Source organism: Cytobacillus sp. OWB-43, assembly GCF_034651445.1.
Taxonomy (GTDB): Bacteria; Bacillota; Bacilli; order Bacillales; family Cytobacillaceae; genus Cytobacillus; species Cytobacillus kochii.
This window is the reverse complement of sequence record NZ_JAYEFF010000003.1, coordinates 63,759-82,494: the sequence shown is the minus strand read 5'-3', so window position 1 is coordinate 82,494 and position 18,736 is coordinate 63,759. Positions and strand designations below refer to the sequence as shown.

General features: G+C 36.8%; 22 protein-coding genes. 4 read left to right on the top strand and 18 right to left on the bottom strand.

What is annotated here, in order from left to right; translation table 11 throughout:
- The first annotated feature begins 115 nt into the window (after positions 1-115).
- Positions 116-679, top strand: coding sequence for an STAS domain-containing protein (locus U9M49_RS13045; protein ID WP_322909943.1), 564 nt, complete (start codon positions 116-118; stop codon positions 677-679).
- 102 nt (positions 680-781) lie between these two features.
- Here U9M49_RS13045 and U9M49_RS13040 read toward each other — a convergent pair whose 3' ends face one another.
- From U9M49_RS13040 to U9M49_RS12985, 12 genes are all read right to left on the bottom strand, one after another.
- Positions 782-1,192 (bottom strand): hypothetical protein, encoded by a 411-nt coding sequence (locus tag U9M49_RS13040; protein ID WP_307317231.1) that lies wholly within the window; start codon positions 1,190-1,192, stop codon positions 782-784.
- Between the two features lie 151 nt (positions 1,193-1,343).
- The gene (locus tag U9M49_RS13035) at positions 1,344-2,597 is read right to left on the bottom strand and encodes an acyl-CoA thioesterase/bile acid-CoA:amino acid N-acyltransferase family protein (protein WP_322909942.1); all 1,254 of its coding nucleotides are present in this window, start codon (positions 2,595-2,597) and stop codon (positions 1,344-1,346) included.
- 8 nt (positions 2,598-2,605) lie between these two features.
- Positions 2,606-2,812 (bottom strand): hypothetical protein, encoded by a 207-nt coding sequence (locus U9M49_RS13030; RefSeq protein WP_095370375.1) that lies wholly within the window; start codon positions 2,810-2,812, stop codon positions 2,606-2,608.
- 389 nt (positions 2,813-3,201) lie between these two features.
- On the bottom strand, positions 3,202-4,266 hold the full coding sequence (locus tag U9M49_RS13025; protein WP_416337101.1) for a hypothetical protein: 1,065 nt from the start codon (positions 4,264-4,266) through the stop codon (positions 3,202-3,204).
- A 303-nt stretch (positions 4,267-4,569) separates the two neighbouring features.
- A complete protein-coding gene (locus U9M49_RS13020) occupies positions 4,570-5,217 on the bottom strand; it encodes a cupin domain-containing protein (RefSeq protein ID WP_322909940.1) in 648 nt (215 codons plus the stop codon).
- A gap of 440 nt (positions 5,218-5,657) precedes the next feature.
- A complete protein-coding gene (locus U9M49_RS13015) occupies positions 5,658-6,248 on the bottom strand; it encodes an ankyrin repeat domain-containing protein (RefSeq protein ID WP_322909939.1) in 591 nt (196 codons plus the stop codon).
- A gap of 47 nt (positions 6,249-6,295) precedes the next feature.
- Positions 6,296-7,117, bottom strand: a complete 822-nt coding sequence (locus U9M49_RS13010; protein WP_322909938.1) for an SPL family radical SAM protein — start codon at positions 7,115-7,117, stop codon at positions 6,296-6,298.
- Positions 7,118-7,139: 22 nt separating this feature from the next.
- Positions 7,140-7,745, bottom strand: a complete 606-nt coding sequence (locus U9M49_RS13005; RefSeq protein ID WP_095370378.1) for an ABC-2 transporter permease — start codon at positions 7,743-7,745, stop codon at positions 7,140-7,142.
- A complete protein-coding gene (locus U9M49_RS13000) occupies positions 7,738-8,607 on the bottom strand; it encodes an ABC transporter ATP-binding protein (RefSeq protein ID WP_307317239.1) in 870 nt (289 codons plus the stop codon). Before U9M49_RS13000 ends, U9M49_RS13005 begins: the two co-directional genes overlap by 8 nt.
- Complete coding sequence (locus tag U9M49_RS12995; RefSeq protein WP_322909937.1) at positions 8,607-8,984, bottom strand: GntR family transcriptional regulator; 378 nt, start codon at positions 8,982-8,984, stop codon at positions 8,607-8,609. Before U9M49_RS12995 ends, U9M49_RS13000 begins: the two co-directional genes overlap by 1 nt.
- A gap of 142 nt (positions 8,985-9,126) precedes the next feature.
- On the bottom strand, positions 9,127-10,764 hold the full coding sequence (locus tag U9M49_RS12990; RefSeq protein WP_307317241.1) for a hypothetical protein: 1,638 nt from the start codon (positions 10,762-10,764) through the stop codon (positions 9,127-9,129).
- Entirely contained in the window at positions 10,764-11,546 is a 783-nt protein-coding gene (locus U9M49_RS12985) for an ABC transporter ATP-binding protein (protein ID WP_307317243.1), read from the bottom strand. Before U9M49_RS12985 ends, U9M49_RS12990 begins: the two co-directional genes overlap by 1 nt.
- A gap of 216 nt (positions 11,547-11,762) precedes the next feature.
- Here U9M49_RS12985 and U9M49_RS12980 point away from each other — a divergent pair, with 216 nt between their 5' ends.
- Positions 11,763-12,152, top strand: a complete 390-nt coding sequence (locus U9M49_RS12980; protein ID WP_322909936.1) for a hypothetical protein — start codon at positions 11,763-11,765, stop codon at positions 12,150-12,152.
- A gap of 25 nt (positions 12,153-12,177) precedes the next feature.
- On the opposite strand, the gene U9M49_RS12975 is transcribed toward U9M49_RS12980, so the two are convergent.
- The 3 genes from U9M49_RS12975 to U9M49_RS12965 all read right to left on the bottom strand — a co-directional run bounded on the left by U9M49_RS12975 (position 12,178) and on the right by U9M49_RS12965 (position 13,794).
- A complete protein-coding gene (locus U9M49_RS12975) occupies positions 12,178-12,792 on the bottom strand; it encodes a DedA family protein (protein WP_322909935.1) in 615 nt (204 codons plus the stop codon).
- A gap of 104 nt (positions 12,793-12,896) precedes the next feature.
- On the bottom strand, positions 12,897-13,376 hold the full coding sequence (locus U9M49_RS12970) for a GNAT family N-acetyltransferase (protein ID WP_095373525.1): 480 nt from the start codon (positions 13,374-13,376) through the stop codon (positions 12,897-12,899).
- Entirely contained in the window at positions 13,369-13,794 is a 426-nt protein-coding gene (locus U9M49_RS12965; protein WP_095370385.1) for a VOC family protein, read from the bottom strand. Before U9M49_RS12965 ends, U9M49_RS12970 begins: the two co-directional genes overlap by 8 nt.
- A 138-nt stretch (positions 13,795-13,932) precedes the next feature.
- Between U9M49_RS12965 and U9M49_RS12960 the strand changes: the two genes are divergently transcribed.
- Both U9M49_RS12960 and U9M49_RS12955 read left to right on the top strand, forming a co-directional pair.
- The gene (locus tag U9M49_RS12960; RefSeq protein ID WP_095370386.1) at positions 13,933-14,775 is read left to right on the top strand and encodes a hypothetical protein; all 843 of its coding nucleotides are present in this window, start codon (positions 13,933-13,935) and stop codon (positions 14,773-14,775) included.
- 300 nt (positions 14,776-15,075) lie between these two features.
- Positions 15,076-16,395 (top strand): alkaline phosphatase, encoded by a 1,320-nt coding sequence (locus U9M49_RS12955; protein WP_095370387.1) that lies wholly within the window; start codon positions 15,076-15,078, stop codon positions 16,393-16,395.
- A 40-nt stretch (positions 16,396-16,435) separates the two neighbouring features.
- On the opposite strand, the gene U9M49_RS12950 is transcribed toward U9M49_RS12955, so the two are convergent.
- From U9M49_RS12950 to U9M49_RS12940, 3 genes are all read right to left on the bottom strand, one after another.
- Positions 16,436-16,816, bottom strand: coding sequence for an SLAP domain-containing protein (locus tag U9M49_RS12950; RefSeq protein WP_095370388.1), 381 nt, complete (start codon positions 16,814-16,816; stop codon positions 16,436-16,438).
- A 586-nt stretch (positions 16,817-17,402) separates the two neighbouring features.
- A complete protein-coding gene (locus U9M49_RS12945) occupies positions 17,403-17,612 on the bottom strand; it encodes a hypothetical protein (RefSeq protein WP_095370390.1) in 210 nt (69 codons plus the stop codon).
- A gap of 209 nt (positions 17,613-17,821) precedes the next feature.
- The gene (locus tag U9M49_RS12940; protein ID WP_322909934.1) at positions 17,822-18,682 is read right to left on the bottom strand and encodes a helix-turn-helix domain-containing protein; all 861 of its coding nucleotides are present in this window, start codon (positions 18,680-18,682) and stop codon (positions 17,822-17,824) included.
- Between the last annotated feature and the right edge of the window lie 54 nt (positions 18,683-18,736).

Sequence of the window (18,736 nt, the reverse complement as noted above, 5' to 3'; positions counted from 1 at the left end):
CCGAGAAAACTAAATAAATAAATATCCAAAAACTATCACAACATCCCAACACCACACGTTTGAAACCTTACAAGAATGGGGAAAAGAAACGGTTAATTTATGGGCAAATCTTAACTTGAATCTTGAAACTGCAATTGAGGAAGTAAGATACTATCGATCACTGATCGGTGAAATCATCAAGAAAACGGCCAATGATTTCGCTCTAAGTATTGATGTATTTTACGATATCATTTCAAAATTTGATGCTGTAGTAGATCGTGCTGTTTATTGGCTGAGTATGTCTTACTCGAAACAGTTTAATCAGCGAATCCTTAGTGCAGAAACTGCAGCCGAAGAACTTTCAATTCCCATTGTAAGAATTACAGAAAAACTCGGGGTCATCCCTTTGATTGGTATTATGGATACAAATCGTGCACAAAAACTGATGCATGTCTCAATAACGTCTGCTTCTAATCTTGAATTAGAGCATATCATCTTTGATTTATCAGGCGTACCCATTATTGACACGATGGTCGCCAAGCAATTATTCGATGTAATTGAAGCACTTCAATTAGTCGGCATTTCAGCGAAAATCTCGGGTATTCGCCCAGAAATCGCTCAGACAATGGTTTCACTTGGCGTTAGTTTTAAAGTAAAAACCTACTCTAGTCTTCACCTCGCTGTAAAGGAAATCCAATAAATGAGAAAAAGAAGGGGCCAGCTTTGGCCACCTCCTTCTTTTATAAATGTGTATAAAAATCTCTGACACATTATTTCACTCCCCAAAAACAATTGATTAACTCTAGTCCCTCATCCAAGCAACAGAATTAAGAGAAAATATGTATATTGGATAGACAAAAAAGCCTGCAAGAATAAATAATCCTGTAGAGGGATTAGGGCTGTCTCCAGGATAGGTAATAGGAAACAAGACGCTGTTTACATAAGAGAAAACAACTAGATAAGGAAGCCATAAGAGTAGCGACCAATAATGAATCTTTCTCTTTTCAAACCATTGAAGAATAAGAAAAATAAGCCATACTGTGATAGCAATAAAGCCGATCAAAATAGCACTTATAATAATGATATTCACTGTTCCAGTTTCAAAACCTGATAACCGTGCAAATCGATAAACGTTTGCCATAAGTGTTATTGGAAGATAAAATATAAGAGCTAAACAGATGCTAATGACATTTATGCGGAAAAAGTTCTGCAAGAATTGCACTCCTTTTCTGTAAATATATAACTGTATATTAGCAATATTTTTATCGAATTTCAATAAATAATATTTCTAATACAATAAATACATAAGGATTCCAACCCATTAGGCACTAGCTAATCCAACTCAAACCGACAAACCATATTGATCATTCATCTCCCAGTTTTTTCGCGAAACTTCTCCTAAGAAAATCGATTGTTTCTTTCCATGAATGCACGCTCGCTTTTGCTGTTTGTGCTTTTGTACCACCGGTAAAGCCATTGGCTACAATCGGTAAATACGGTATTCCAATTTCATGGCCTGCGGCTTCATAAAAATGTTTTTGAATATGTTCATGTGTACAAACATCATGAAAAACAGAAGAACGAAAATTAGCGTCTTCTTTTCCAGATATCAATAAGAATTCCTTTTTGGTTTCTTCAATAGGGATAATGGCTTTATTGAGTTCATACAAACAATCGTACCAGTACGATAATGGATTCCCTCCTTTCATCCATCGTGCCCTACAGTAAGACGCTACCTCTACAGGGTTTTCTTTAGAGGCATAGGGTAAGGCTTGTCCGCGAAAATTCCAAGCAGGCGGTAACGTTCTTTCTTCAGACCATGGCACAATGCCTGCAAAAGAAACGGCTGAACCATTAAGAGAGACAGCTGCTGTGATTTCATCAAACAAGACAGCCGACCATAAAGCTAGTTCACCACCTCTTGATGTTCCATGGATTCCTATCCAGTTCGGGTGAGCATCCCTTCTATTTGTCAACCAAATAATTGCATTTTCAATGAGTTCTAGAGGGACCTCTACCAATCTATCATTTAACCCTTCTTCACCAAAATAAGCTAAAGCCAATGTGTTAAAACCATATGCAGTTAATGCACTTGCAGCAAAATCGTTTGTCCCCCCTTCAGAACCTGAAACGACTATAAGGGAAGGTCTTACTTTATGATCCCGATGATAATAATACCTCCCGATCAAGCCATCACCATTGATTGGGATACTATCCACTTTTTCATCTTTATACCATTTCTTCATTATTATTTTCTTATCTAAACAAATATTATTTCTATAAAGAGCAATTTCATATTCATGAGGATTTAATCTTATGTACGGCTCGCTTTTATTTTCTATTTGTTCTTCTATTTGCATCGACCAAAAAAGACCCATTGCGTCCGTTTCAGTATAAGTGCCTTCATATGGCTTTGCGGTTGCTAAGTCAATTTTCCCATGTTCATCTGCAATAAATTGAGCATGAGAAACTCTTTTAATGAGCTGATTCTTCGTTACTGAATGCCTAATAAGCTCTACTTTATACCGGTTGCCACTTTGTAAGGGATAGAAGCTTAAATGAAGTGGCTCAGCAATCAGTGAAATCCAGCGATTGTTTTTTTCATGAATAATAGTCATCACTTAACCTACTTTTCGATATTTTGTTGCTTCATTTCTCTTTCAATTGAACGGACCATTTCTTTTAGCTCTGCTATCTCCGTCAGCAATTTCTGCTGATCTTGTACTTTTGGTTGAAAAAACAACCGATAAAGCTGCGAAATTCCCCAATATACCATATATAAACTAATACCAAATACAAGGAATATAATCGCAATGGGTATAATATTCTCCATTAACAATACACCTCCATTTGTATTTCTTTCCTTTGTCATTCTCTCTTTAGAAGGTTTTTCAGATAACTATATTATATATCACAATTTACTTTTTTGTATTTTTTTACAAATAAACCATAGTTTTTTTACTTCTATTAAATTAATAATGGAAAATAATGTAATAATTCTAACTTTTGAGTGCTAAATTGGTATCGATGCCGTGTGAAGTATAAGGGATTGCTTGCCTTATATAGTGGGGGTTATTCTATTATTAAGAAAAAGAGTTCTATAGGGAAATATCCAAGTTGAGCTGCAACCCTTAGGTGAGATGGTAATTAAGAAAAGAACAAAGACTATCTTAGCTTTGTTCTTTGAATTCATAGCATATAATTGTTCCATTCATCATTTCTTTATTGAGCTGCAACCCATGGCGATAGTTGCAGACTTACATCACTTGTATTAATGTTTTGGCCAATAAAAAACCCCTGCAAATTTTGTGCTCTGAAATTAATTGATGGTGCATCTTGTGTACTCGCATAACCTGCCGTTTCAGCACCAATATTACATCCATTTACTTGATTATATACAGCTAAATAGTATTGTTCTTCTGCTAGTAATGTGACTGGTGAAACGAGTGGTAAGTTGAATACTCCTGGTGTAATTGTAGTAACAAAAGGTGTGACCGCTATTACGGTTGCATTATTATTACCCACAGGACTTAAGATAGCCATTTGAAAATCGCCTGTTACGTTCCCATCTTGAACAATGTAGCAGGAAAGTTCTGATACCGTTTGCTCTGTTTGATTAAATACTAATGCACCGACTGCCTGAAAGTTCCCTCCACCTGCGTTAAATGGTAATTCTGCATTGATGCTACCCATTGTTAATGTTTGAAGGAAATTTCCACCACCTCCACCACTTGGACCAGTTGCACCCGTCGGACCTTGTATGCCTATTCCTGTTGGACCAGTGGGGCCCGTTGGACCTATGGGACCTGTTGCTCCTGTCGGACCTGGTGGGCCTCCCGCTGGACCGGTTGCACCCGTCGGACCGGTGGGACCTCCCGCTGGGCCGGTGGGACCTGTAACTCCTGTTGGACCAGCAGGGCCGCCTGATGGTCCTGTGGGGCCTGTAATTCCTATTCCTGTCGGACCGGTTGGACCCGTTTGTCCTGTGGGACCAATCGGGCCGGTTGCTCCTGTTGGTCCCGGAGGTCCTCCTGCTGGACCGGTGGGACCAGTAGGACCGGTAGGACCACCGAATGGACCAGTGGGACCTGTGACTCCTGTTGGTCCTGGAGGTCCTCCTGATGGTCCAGTTGGACCGGTTACTCCTATTCCTGCCGGACCAGTGGGGCCTGTTGGACCAGTTAAACCGGTAACTCCAACTCCAACTGGACCGGTTGGACCCGTTACACCAGTCATACCAGTAACCCCAACTCCAACTGGACCGGCTGGACCCGTTACACCAGTCATACCGGTAACTCCAATTCCAACTGGACCGGTTGGACCCGTTACACCAGTCATACCGATAATGATTGTACCAGGACAACATATATTACAGTTATCACAATGGGAGTAATATCTTTTATTACATTTACGACAATATTTCTTTTTCTCTCTACTTACTAACACGATGAAACCTCCCTTTTTTTAATCTATATAATTATGTTATTTGTACAACTTCCTTTTGATTGTATTCTTGCCTATAGGCTAATACTTTGTCATATCAATTCAAAATAAAAGAGCTGCCTCAGCAGGCAGCTAATTCTAAAAGCTTCAATCATATGGTTGATACTGAATAGGGTGAAATTGTTTTTGTTGAGTATGTTGAGTTTGAGAATTAGGTTGGTAATAGTGTTGATGGGGATAATGATGTTGGGTTGTTTGTCGTTGACAATCCGCCGATGGGCCAATGATTACTGTGTTAGTAATAGGTGAAATCGCTTCTTCCCATTTATTCTGATCAAGACAATAGTTAGCAGACATCACTTTACTTGGAGTTAATCGCAAAATATCTGAGCCATATATAGCTTGTGGATAAGGAGCATCAAAAATAGCTAATAATTGCGTGTTATCCTCGGTCGCTACCTCATAATGCCAAAAACCTTGAGGGACATTTGCTACTTGCCCTGGTTGAATTGGTATATTTTTCAACTCATTCGTAAAGGGATTAATAAAAGAAACGACCGCAGAACCTCTCACACAATAGACCAGTTCTGAAGCATTTTGATGAATATGAGGTTCTACATATTTCTCTTTACTAAGAAAAATATCTAACATTGACACATTCCCAAGCGTGTTTAGCTGATCCCTCCCTAAAGCATTAATATAGTTTTGGTTATCCCTTTTGAAAAGTTGGTTATTTCGTAAGTCATACATATATTGGTTATTAGGTGATTGATAATCTATATATAAAACAGCCATACCACTCACTCGCCTTCCTTAAATCTCATTCGCTTTAGTATATGGGCTGGGCTGTAAGAGGTGAATACTTTTTATTCTGTGATTTGATTCCATGAAAATTCTTTAGAATCAAGTATCATAAGGAATTTGAAGTTTCTCATACGACAGTGAAAAAGATTGGTTATTATAAGGAGCATTTCATTTAATACATCCCACTTTCCGTTATCAGTCGTCAATACAGCGTGCGGGGCAGTTAGCTAAAACTATACCCTAACAAAAACCGGATTAAGGATATGTCTGTTCATCACCTTTGAAAAAAGGGTAAGGACGATGATGCCTATGGGTCTAATTACTATTTGTACTTTCTAATCGAAGGAAAAATAAATAAAACTGACACCTTTTGAGGAGTCAGCTTATCGTTTAATTGTATATCTACAATTTTAAGAGAGTAATTAACTAACTTACTTTTTTACCTTTTCCATTATCTCAATCATCTCTCGATACCCTCTATCCCTCGCATGTTGCAAAGGTGTTACCCCATCTTTGTCTGTAATCGTAATATCTGCTCCATGATCAATAAGTAATTGAACAATTTCTTGATGTGTTTTCCCACCATCACTTAAAATGATGGCCTCGAGTAATGCTGTCCAGTGCAAATTATTGATATGATTCACATCCGTATCAGAATGTGTGAGCAGTTCCTTTACAACTTCAATATGTCCCCGTTCACATGCCGGAATAATGGCAATGCCACCGTAGCGATTAGTGATTGTTGTATCGGCCTCTGCTTGGATAGCTAATTGAACAATTTCAAGGAGTCCTTCAGCACCTGCGTATAAAAGCACATTATCTAATCGTTTATTTCGAATATTGATATCTGCACCATGCGCTATTAACACTTGCACAATTTCCACTTGATTTTGTTGGGTCGCAGCCATAACGGCTGTATTCCCCTCGTCATCTAGTGCATTTATATTCGCCCCGATATTTAACAATGTTAATAAATGATCTTTGTCTCCATCTCTAGCTGCCTTTATTAATTGTAAACTCACAATAACTAACCTCCATCTTTAAAGTGTACCTCTATATATGTTTATAGTTATGAGGGGGCAAATCCTGCTTGACTGATATAGATTTGTTCTGGTGGGAAAACTTTTTTAAATCTTTTCTCTACGCAAGTGATAACAGACGGTTGATACCATTTTTCCAATCCTAATGCGTGATACTTCTTTTCAATCCCTAAACGACTTGTCCGTTTTCCACCACTGCCATCACCCAAAAAATAATCATCGATACATACACGATCAACATATTCTTTTAATTTTGTGGGAAATTCCTCACTGCTAGGCAGTATGGGGGCAACTGCTACTTGTGTGGGGATATTGGCATCTGCTAGTTTTTTTAAGGCATTCATTCTCGCCTGAATAGGCGGGGCTTCGTTTGCAAACTGCTTACGTATTTCCTCATCATCGGTCTCAATCGTCATACTGACTCGAACCCTGTTTCCTAATTTCTTTAGTAAATCAATATCCCTTGTAACAAGCGGGCTTCGTGTTTGAATAAGGAGAAAATCTGCTGGGTTGCTAACAAATACCTCTAAAAGTGACCTTGTGACTTCTTCCTTATACTCCACCGGTTGATAAGGATCTGTACTCGAAGACATGAAGATTGTGACGGTTCCTTTCTTCTTTTCCCTGTTCAATTCTTTGTTTAACAACAGAGCAGCTTCCTTTTTTACATCGACCCACTCACCCCATTCTCCTTTTCGAAAAAGGGAAACAGGCATTTGTCTTACATAACAATATTCACAGGCAAATGTACAGCCCGTATAAGGATTCAGAGTATGTGTGTATCCTGAAAGATAGCCAGTTCCTTTATTGAGAATCGTCTTCGGTTGTTTATAAAGATACTCTTTTGTCATCTTCCCAACACCCCATTATGAGTTAGAATACTTTACGACTATAAATAGTCAATGAGACCGCCCAAGAAATCAAATAAACGAAACTCACTAATACAGCGAGGAGCAGTATTTCACTACCATTTAATGAAACCATATACTCAAAAGTAGACATTAAAGTCCCAGCCATATTCAAGTCGAAAACCCTCGCTACTACCATAGTTACCCCAAATAATCCCAGTGTACCAATTAATAAATATTGACTCTTAAATTGATAAGAAAACGGAAATAGGAAAGAAATAGCCAACATTACAAGACCAAAAATAAGTAATGCCTCTTTCCAGCTTGTAAACGTCGCATGAATTGAAATATTCCAAACAAATACTACCAGAACGACTAATGCGGTGTATATAAGTGTACCAAAATATTTTGAGCTTACGATTTCTTTTCTTGTATAAGGTAATGCATTGAGCATTTTGTTAATCTCCGGTTTTTCATCAATGGCAAATGCATTCATCGCCAAGGCAATACTGAAAATGAGCGCATTCCATATGCTTGAAGAATTTTGGGTTAAGAATAAAATAAAAATTGGTAGCAAAAAAATCATCGTGTTCCTTTGTAAGATAAAATCTTTTTTTAACAAGTTAAACATGCCTCTCTTCCCCCTTTTTCGTATAAAACATTAAATCTTCAATTGTTGGCTTTTCAGTGACGACTAAATCACCAAATACGTCATGTACTCTTCTTTTGTTCGCTGTTAATCCTTCAAAACCCGATGAGGATTTGCGAATGCCAATGAACTCTTTTTCCGTATCGCGATCTAATAACTCGATGCTACCCTTAACAATAGCGTAATCTTCTTCAATGCGAAAAGCTTCTTTTGTGAAAATATGCTCACCATTATGAATGAAAGTAATATAATCTGCTATTCTATCTAAATCCGAAGTAATATGAGTAGAGAAAAAGATCGTCTTCGTCCCATCTTCCATAATTTCTTGTAAAATATCTAATAATTCTCGCCGAAAAACTGGGTCTAAGCCAGATGTCGGTTCATCCATGATAATCAGTTCAGCATGATGCGACAAAGCAACTGTTAAAGAAGTCTTCATTAACATGCCTTTGGAGAATGTCTTAATTTTTTTCTTTAAAGGCAGCTCAAATTTTCTTACATACTCATCAAACAATGCATCATCCCAATTACGATAAGCAGGGCGTAGAAGTTTGCGTAATTGAGCAAGAGTAATATGTTCATAGTAGACATTCTCATCAAAAACAAAGCCAATCCGTTGTTTGATTTCTTTTTCAAATTGTTTATATTCAAGTCCAAATACCTTCACGTCGCCTTTGTCCGGTTGCAGTAAATTCATCATCAAATTGATTGTTGTGGATTTCCCTACCCCATTTCCCCCGATAAACCCAGTAATAAACCCTTTTTTCACAGTTAGGTTCATGTCTGTTAATTGAAAACTCCCGAATGATTTATGGACACCTTTTAACTCAATTACATTCTCCATTAATTTTCCTCCCTGTATAGAAATGAAAGTAATTCGATTAATTCAGTAAGTGGAATGCCTATTTCCTTACTATTTTCCACGGCAGACAGTAATTGTTCTTCAATTACCTTCATTTTTCGTTCTTTCATCATTTCATTATTTTGTTCGGATATGAATGATCCTTTACCAACTACAGAATAAATAAAGCCATTCTTTTCAAGCTCTTCATAAGCACGCTTTGTGGTAATGACACTGATGCCAAGATCCTTCGCTAACTGCCGCATAGAAGGCAAAGCCTGCCCTGCTCCAAGCTCGCCTTTCAGTATTTGCGTTTTCACTTGTCCACAAATTTGTTCATAAATCGGTTCTTTCGATTGATTAGAAATGATTATTTGCATCATTAACCCTCACCAACATATTGTATATATACTTTATATACAATATACACAAACAAATGAAGGTATGCAATACTTTTTACAAATACAAAAAAAAGAAAAGCATCTCCCACTTAATAGAGCGCTTTTCCTTCCAACAATATGACTATTCAATTACTTTTTCCCAACCAATATTAAAGGCAACTTTCCAGCTAACCATTAAATAAAGAACTGCTAAACCTAAATAGATATAGGTTCCATAAGGATATATCGTACTTACATAATGCAAAATAGCGAATACACCAGCCAAGAACATCAGGAAGAATGCGATGATTCCATTTCCTGTTTGAGTATATTGATCAAAAGACTCTGTAAACGGAATGGCTTTTTTAAGAATCGCAAAACAAATAACAACAAATGTAAAGGCATTAAGTAATACAATGATTAATTCTGGAATAATCTTCAGACCATACAAAAAAGTAAAAACCAAACTTAGGAGTAAAAACGGTGGTAAAAACAGTTTCACTAAGAAGGCTTTAATCGTTCCAGAAAAAATCGGCTTTAGCTCAATAATTGGAGCTGTTCTGTAAATCCAGGCCCCTTTATACTTAACGGAATACGGCATTAGCAACATAATCGTCGGAATGACAAGTAAACTAAAATAAATTGTTAAATAGGTATGACTATTTGCTAGGTCTTCCCCATTATCACCTAATACACCGAAAATGAAGATAAAAGGGATTACTATTGAAAACCCTAACGACGGATAAGCTTTCAGTTTAAAATCTCTTTCATTTTTCATCATCGCACTAGCAAAACGGTAAAATGCTCTTTCCTCCTGTGTGCGACAGAAAAGTTGAAGTAGCCATTTTCGCCATTTCGCCTTCTTCATCCCCTTTGACTTCCCTTGATAAGTCAGCTTCTGCAGGCTATGTTCAAACATATCATTGAATTTTAAATATAGGATGATCGCTGTACATGGAACGATGATGCTTAAGGCGGCAAACAGAAGATAAAATCCCTCTGTGCTTTGGTTTAAGAGTAAATCCATATTGGCGGCGAACCACATAGGAAAGATAAATACTTGCCACCACTGCGGTTCAATTGTGATGGTTAAATTGATGATTTCAAATGATCGTGCTAGTAGCTGATAACCAACCATAATCATCAATGACAACCCAATTTGTACATAATTGATTAAATCTTTAAGTTTCTCACCATCGAAAAATTGTAAGATTAAGAAATAAAATAAGGCAGTAAGAACAACCACAAATAAATTAATGAAAATAAGATTAATAACAGCAAGCAGCAAGAAAAGAATGCCATGTCTAATCAGACCAACAATTAATGGAATCGTCACAAGGGCAATAGATAAATACCCTAAATAAATAATGATATGCATCATTTTCGCCGCACTAACCGTTCTGCGATTAATAGGCTTAGGGTAAAGAATATTGCGGTCGCGAATATCTAACAATACACTGGAAAAGTCTGAAATCATCGAAGTCATAATAAAAAAAGTAAACATACCGAAAAACATACTCATTTGAAATAAATAATGCTCACCAATAAAAAGCAAAGGGATCATAAAGAGCCCAAATAATACATATAACCATAATGACTTAATAAATTGATTACCCTTATCCTTCTTTTGCGAGTTTTGAGCTAACATTGTCGGTGTGCGACGACCATCCATCGTTAACTTCACCTTTAATATTGCTCTCATCACTTCATAATCAATATCAAATTTCTCGAAGACTTTTTTCAAAGGATCGAGTAGTTTAAGTGTTGGGATGTCCTGCATTATGCCATCTCCTCTACCACTGAAACAAATCGTTCTCCGATTTCCTTTTGTTGATTAAATCCTGTAAGTTGATTAAATATTTGCTCAAGCGTGCCTTCTGTATTCTGACTTTTCAGCTCATCAAATGTACCGTCTGCGGCGATTTTCCCATCATGGAGCAAAATAATTCGACTACTGATTTTCTCAACGACATCCATAATATGAGAAGAATAAAAGATTGTCTTCCCTTGCTGGGCAAGTCTCGTCATAATTTCCTTGAATATCATTACACTATTAGCATCCAATCCATTAATAGGTTCATCGAAAAACAACACATCAGGGTTATGTAGTAAGCTTGAGATAATTAATAGTTTCTGGCGCATCCCTTTCGAATAGGATGAGATACGAGAACGAAAGACCTCTCCAATCCCAAAAAGCTCCATTAAACGCTTCGCTTTGTATTCCGCAAAGTCAAACGGCAAACCATACAACTCACCTATAAAGGTTAAATACTCCTGTGCCGTTAAATTATCATACACTTCTGCCATCTCTGGCACATAGCCAATCCTTCTTTTATAATTAACGTCTCCATCAGCAATATCACGACCAAAAATCTTTACTTCTCCATTAAAATCTCCTTCAATCCCTAGAAGAATTTTCACTGTTGTACTCTTTCCCGCGCCATTCGGTCCAATATAACCAATAATTTCTCCACGTCTTACCTGTAGTGAGACACCATTCAACACCAACTTAGATCCGTATCTTTTGTATAAATTTTGAATATCAAGAATGATATCTTCCATCTTTCCCCCTCCTATCTTTTCACCATTATAACGTAAAAATGGGTTTATTTGGTTTGATGTCGAAAGGTTTATACGAGTGAATGTTGAAGATTAGTTGTATCGAACTTTTAACCTACTAAAACGTTCAGCTAAAATGGCAGGAAATATCCCTTGCTTTTTATCATATATATCAATAAATGTAAGAATGAAACGAAGTATGAGGAATTAAGAAAATAATTGTCATTTTTGTTATTAGTTTCCATCCTGTCTGCCTGCAATGACTCGCCTTATTTATATAAGGGAGAAAGTGAACATTCGGAAGGAGAGCTTCGTTATATCATACTGTCAGACGAACGTGGAGAGTATAAGCTTACGATTAAATATAAGGGGAATCCAGAAGGGTTAAAGAATGTTTTAGATTATAGCTTTAGCTTCGAGACAAGTCAGTTTGCTGGTGGAGGAACGAGAGCTTTCGATGAAAATGAAGATATACCTAATCCGCGGGTATTTAGAGATAGTGGTAGTTTAGACAACAGCTTGCATTTACTAAAGGATGAAAAGATTGATGTAACGGTCAAGTGGGGAGAACAAATAGAGGCTTTCACCTTAACAACTAATAAAGAGTAAGGTTGTTCCCCCTCTCGTAACAACCTTACTTTTTATGAAAAACTCTCTTTTTCAAAAAAATCATCACTATAACAATAAACACAAGAGCAATGGCGCCATAAACAATATAGGAATACATATCCATATAACCGACCACGGACTCCCATGATTCTCCTACCGCAGCGCCAATAAGGACGAGGACGATATTCCAAATCAATGTCCCAGCCGTTGTCAAAATAAGAAAAACAAGAAAATTCATATGCGCCATCCCTGCCGGTAAAGATATTAAACTCCTAATTAAAGGGATAAAACGACAAAAGAAAACGGTCCACTTTCCGTATGTTGAAAACCAACCGTTTGCTTTATGAATATCTTTTTTGGTTAATCTTAAAATATGACCCCAACGTTCTACGATTCGCTCCACTTTTCTGATGTCAATCAGCAAGCCAACACCATAAAGAACCACTGCGCCACCTACTGACCCTAAGGTCGATGCTACGACAACGCCAGCTACACTTAAATTCGTAGTAGTCGTCATAAATCCACCAAAAGTTAAGATTACTTCAGATGGAATGGGCGGAAAGATATTTTCCAACATAATCAACAAAAAAATCCCAACATAACCAAACTGCTCTATCACACTTGTAATCCAGTTCTCCATCTGCCTTTCACCTACTACTCTATGATTCTATTACCATACCCCTTCTTTGGTGAAATAACCAATGAGTTGGAGCAATCTGATAAAATATTGCTTAAAATAGGGTGCTATATAAGCAGTTTATATAATAACCATTCATCTCGAATAGGAATACCATTACTTGCCACAAATGGTATGGAAGGTTTTACAGTTCGCGCTTTCTCTACTGCGTTTGGATAAACTGCTTTTAATACATAGCCGCGTTTTTGATAAAAAGATAATGCATGTAGATTATCGTTGGTTGTGATGAGCTGAACCGCCTTTGCCCCCAATTCTCTTGCCTTTTCTTCAATAACACACATCAAACTTGAACCAATTCCCTGCCCTTCATATACACTGTCTAACGAAATGACTTCACATATATCTTCATTATGCCTAATATAAGTCACTAGGCCAACAATCTCACCTTTAGCACTCTTATATACATAGCCATCCAGCTCATCACAATGATAGACGCCAGAGGAGAGAACCATCTCTGTCGTTCCCCAATGATTCGCGAAAAAATCACTCACTTTTTCTCTATTATCCTCGTCTATCATCTCAATCATAGATAACATCCGTTCTCCATTGTTTAAACGCTGGACTTAACTCACTCCAAACATCAAATTGATTGCCATTACAATCGTAGAAAATAAAGTTCTTGCCCGCATGACCACGATCTTCAATTGCTCCTACCAACACTTCTTCCTCTATAAAAAGGGTATGCAATCTTTCCAGCTCAGCTAACCCGTCCACTTCAAAAGTAACAGAAAAATGTTCTCTGCCTTCTATGTCAAGAAATTGGGAACGCTCTCCATCTTCTGCTTTTATTAAAAAGATACTTTGATTCGCTAAATCTAGAATAGCTTTATGTTGATCCCTATAATTAACAGCTGCACCCAGATGTTTCTGATACCACTTTGCTGATTGTTCCACATCTATTACAGGTAGATAAGTCGTTCCTATTCTTACTAGACGTTCCTTCATTTCTTTATCAGCTCCTTATTGCTAAAATATTCGCCTTTGCTCTTAGATTTCCTTTTCACTTAATGAAAATGGAAGGATTCTAACAGTTGAGAAGCGAACACTTTATTAGCATTAAAACTAATAAGGAGGCAGCATCATTTGAGAATCGTTGATACAGTTGGAGATTTTGTGAGCCATTATCAACCAACATCCGAATACTTAGAACAGTACTATCATCAATTTCAAGCAGACTATGAAGTTTATTTCGCCCATCATTGTTTACATATTGAAACAAAAAAACGAGCAGCATTGAAGAAACACCCACCTAAGCTACCAGAACTTTTACCGATGAGAGACTTATTTCTTGAACACATACCAAATATACTTCAACGATATGAAGCGATGTTTAATGTGAAATATACTAAAACAGTCCGCTTGCTCGTCGGCTTATATGGGAGCAATGCCTTTGTGTATCAGCAATATCAACCTGATGTAGCCTTTTGTCTAGAAAAACTCCCCTATAACGAAACCTATATTAAAATTATTATTGCCCATGAGTTTGGACATGTCATGCATTATTTATATAATGACATCTATTCGCAAGACTGGCATCTTGTCAATTGGACTCATCCCTATACATGGCTCTTACAAGAAGGCATCGCAACGACCCTTTCCACGCTATTAGTAGAAGCACGATTAGACGAACATTTCGCCTTTGAAGAAGACAGAAAGTGGCTTGACTTCACTCAAAAAAATGAAAGTTTAATCGCGAAACAGTTTCTTTATGATATGAAGACCATTAACGATAGTCATACAATTTATAAAGAATGGTTCTCTATTAATGGAGGGAAAAACTTCAAGCAGACCCGCTTAGGCTATTACCTTGGCTATCAAATCGTTAACGCATTATTAACACAGTATGATATAAAAGAAACATTCACCATTTGGAAAGAAGATGAATTTGTTTCTATAATGGAACAACAGCTTAGAAATATGACCTGACAGACAATCGCGATTTGTAGTGGTCCCCCATCTACTAATCGCGATAATTATTCATGTGTGTAAAAGTCCTTTACACCCCCTTCACGCAACTTTTACATAAATTAGAACAAAAGTGCGATTGCCACAACAAATTCAGCAAGCATTCTTTCCTTTCAATCGTAAAAACCCTTCCAAATCACTCCTTTCCGCCACTAATTACCCATTTTTTCTTCTTTACTCTTTTTTCACCCTCTCTTTATCAACCGTTAAAAATTCGACCTTATAGTTATCTTGTACAAACCATTTTAGGGGGGAAGAAACATGTTGAAAAAGACTTGGAAAAAGAAACTATTGTCACTCGCACTTGTATCTACCATTGCTGTCGGGGGCATCTCTACCGTACTACCTGAGCAAGAAGTAGAAGCGAAAGGAAAGCCAAAGGGGAAAGATAAAGCACAAAATGTCATTTTCCTTATTCCTGACGGTTTTTCCGCGGCCTATGCAACAAACTATCGTTGGTATAAAGGTGAGGATACCGTTCTTGACTCGATGAACATCGCGATGCAACGTACATACTCAGCGAACTCCAATATTACAGATTCAGCAGCTGCCGGAACGGCGATGGCAACTGGCGTAAAGACCAATAATGGTATGATAAGCACCGACCCGACTGGTAAAGAACTAAAAACAATTTTGGAAGAAACAGAAAGGAAAGGGAAATCATCTGGGCTAGTTGCCACTTCAACGATTACCCATGCGACTCCAGCAGCTTTTGCTTCACATGTCGCTTCTCGTGCAGATGAAGCAGATATTGCCCCTCAATTACTCGACAATGATGTGGATGTCATCTTAGGTGGAGGACAAAAATACTTTACTGACGAATTAATTGATGAAGCGAAAGACGAGGGCTACCAATTAGTTACAAATAAAAGAGAATTGGATCGTGTGAAGAAAACGAATAAAGTGCTTGGTTTATTTGCCGAAGAAGGAATGGCACCGGAGCTTGATCGCGAAGACACACAACAGCCTAGTCTAGCAGACATGACAGAAACGGCTATCGATACATTGAAAAAGAATAAAAACGGCTTCTTCTTAATGGTGGAAGGAAGTCAAATTGACTGGGCAGGGCATGCGAATGATGCAGCATGGGCAATGAAAGACAGCGAAGCATTTGAAGAAGCTGTCATTGAAGCAATGGATTTCGCTAAGAAAGATGGCAATACGCTTGTTGTTGTTGCTGGAGATCATGATACAGGCGGAATGTCTGTTGGCGGTTACGGAAATGGTAGTGCCAATGTGGAAATGCTACGAGATGTGACGGCTACAGGTGACTATATGGCATCCAAACTTAATAAGAAACGGACAAACGCTAAGAAAGTGCTAAAAGAATATGCAGCGATTGATTTAACGAAAGCTGAAGTCAATGCAATCAAAAATGCTGATAATCCAGCTTCATCTATCAATCAAATCATTTCAGAAAGAGCATCTGTCGGTTGGACAAGTACCGGCCATACAGGAATTGATATCCCCGTTTATACTTATGGCCCAGGATCAGAACTGTTTACTGGCACAATGGAAAATACAGACCTACCAGTAAACATGGCAAAAGCGATGAAAATGAACTTTAAGCCTGGAAAATAAAAATGAAACAAGCCATCTCCAATCAGTTGGAGATGGCTTTTTAATCTACTAAAACTAACCTTCCTGCGCCTCTTTCTAGTACATCCCCTGCACCCGGAAATATAAACGTCCATGGCATTGACGTATTTGGCTCAACATGTATTTGATTCGTTGTAAAAATATGTTGAGCAAGTTGGGTTCCATCCTCAGCTAAATAAGACACAACAGTATGCTCTAAAACAAAAGCTTCTTTCGTTGTATTTTGAATCAGTACCGATATCAATAAGTCCTCTCGATGATTTTTTGCTTGCCAAATAGAGGTAAAACCAATCATTCCCTTTTGTAGATGAGGAACAGATTGACTATAGATCCCCTCAATCTCTTTACGGTCCTTTTCTGATAAGGTTGAGGCCCATTTTTCTTGAAAAACTAATGAATGCATTGCTTCATCCCTTTCCTATTAACTTAATATTAGACATTTAACTGATAGAAGTAAAATGAAATAAAATTACCTTAATTAAGAAGGACAAGCTTTAACGGACGGTTCGAATAGTAAGGACACTAAGAAGTATCATCATATTTTTACTAGGATTGGACAAAGACAACCCTATAACCCTTAAAAGTGCTCAGGCATGAACTCAATTAACCTATTAAAAGCAGCTCCCTGTTCAATATACTTTACTTAAAGGAGTCCTTATCTTGATTGTAGGTATCATTGATATAACCGGTTCTAAATAAGTACAGTGGAAAAACTCTTAACAAGGGATACATTAGCGAAAACGCTTGGCTACAACTTGCCACAAACCAACTGGCTAGAACCTTATCCCTTTTTAAAAATCTTGATAAAAGCACGTGGACAACAAAGTTGAAAAGTATTGTCATTTACATAATTAAAGAGGAAATAGATTTAATCACCAAAACAGTCATGATTACATTCAAAACGGCATGGGTAAAGGAAAAAAAGGGAACCACACAAGATTTGTGTGGTTCTACAATGAAGATAGATTCATTTGACTAGCTACCGAACATCAATTCACTTTTCTATGTTGCTGATTTAACTTCTGGATAATTGTCTGATAAAACTCCACTTTTTCCTTCTGCAACAAAAACATCTGATGATTAGGGTTCTCCTCTTGCATTGGTCGTAAATCATCAAACAATGTTTTATGAACATTTACAACATCCTTAAGAATATCAATAACGGCATCTAATTCCTTTTCATTCAATCTCTGTGACATAACGAGTCCATCTTTCTATATTTGAATTGAGTTTCTTAAAACTAAATATAAATAACAATTTCAAATTCAGGCTTTATTGATAAATAAAACAAATAGCTATTAATTACGACAAATAACCAAAATTAACCTTACTTGTTATTATTATTGTATTAATTTTATTTTAATATATAGTATTAAATGTTAAGATTTCAATGTCATATTTGAAAATACTATCTAGACAAGCAGTTATCTAAGTATTCTTCATGATTTGCAGCTATCTCAACAGATCCTAAATCATACATTATTTGAATTGCCTTTTTACAATTTTTAGTTCCCAGTTCTATTTTATTTGTCTTAATTTCATACAATCCTCTAATGAATAAGAGTTTTGTTTTCTCAAAAAATAAACCTGTATCTTTTAATAAATCTTCCAGTGTCTTAATAAAAAATAAAGAATCTGCATATCTTTTTCCTTCAACACAAAAAATCACAGCATTGAGTAAAATTCTAATAACCTCTTGTCTGTTGACTCTCAAATTCATATACATTTTAGTCTTTTTTAATATTTCCTTAGATAGAATAACCATTGAATCCATAGTCAATAAATTCATAGAGTTTCCAAACAGGACAATCTCAAAATATCCCCACGTATCAATAGATAATAAATATTCACTTATATAATCCCTATCTACTTGAGAGACATCCTTCGACGGGTCTAGTGTATGTATAATTGCGCTAATCATAATATAACTAAACTTATATGTAGGACTATTTGTCTCGATATATAAATCCATTTCTTTCTTTTTATACTTTTCTAAAAGAATAATATTGTTGCTCTCATATGCTGATTTGATATCATCTAATAAAACTTCTTGGTCGAGTAATTTATAGTCGTTGGCTATGAAACTAAACTCTTCTATTGTCACATTTATTTTGTTTAATAATGAATAAAAATTTGATAGGGAAATGTCTGATTCATCTCTTTCAAACTTAGATAAGAACGAAATGCTAATATTTCCTTGAGCTATATCTTTCAATGAGAGGTTTTTGGCAAGACGTATCGTTCTAAAAACATGTCCTAATTTATTCATATTAAGCCCTCCGATTTTCATATATGACAAAAAGCAGGCATTATTACATATTTT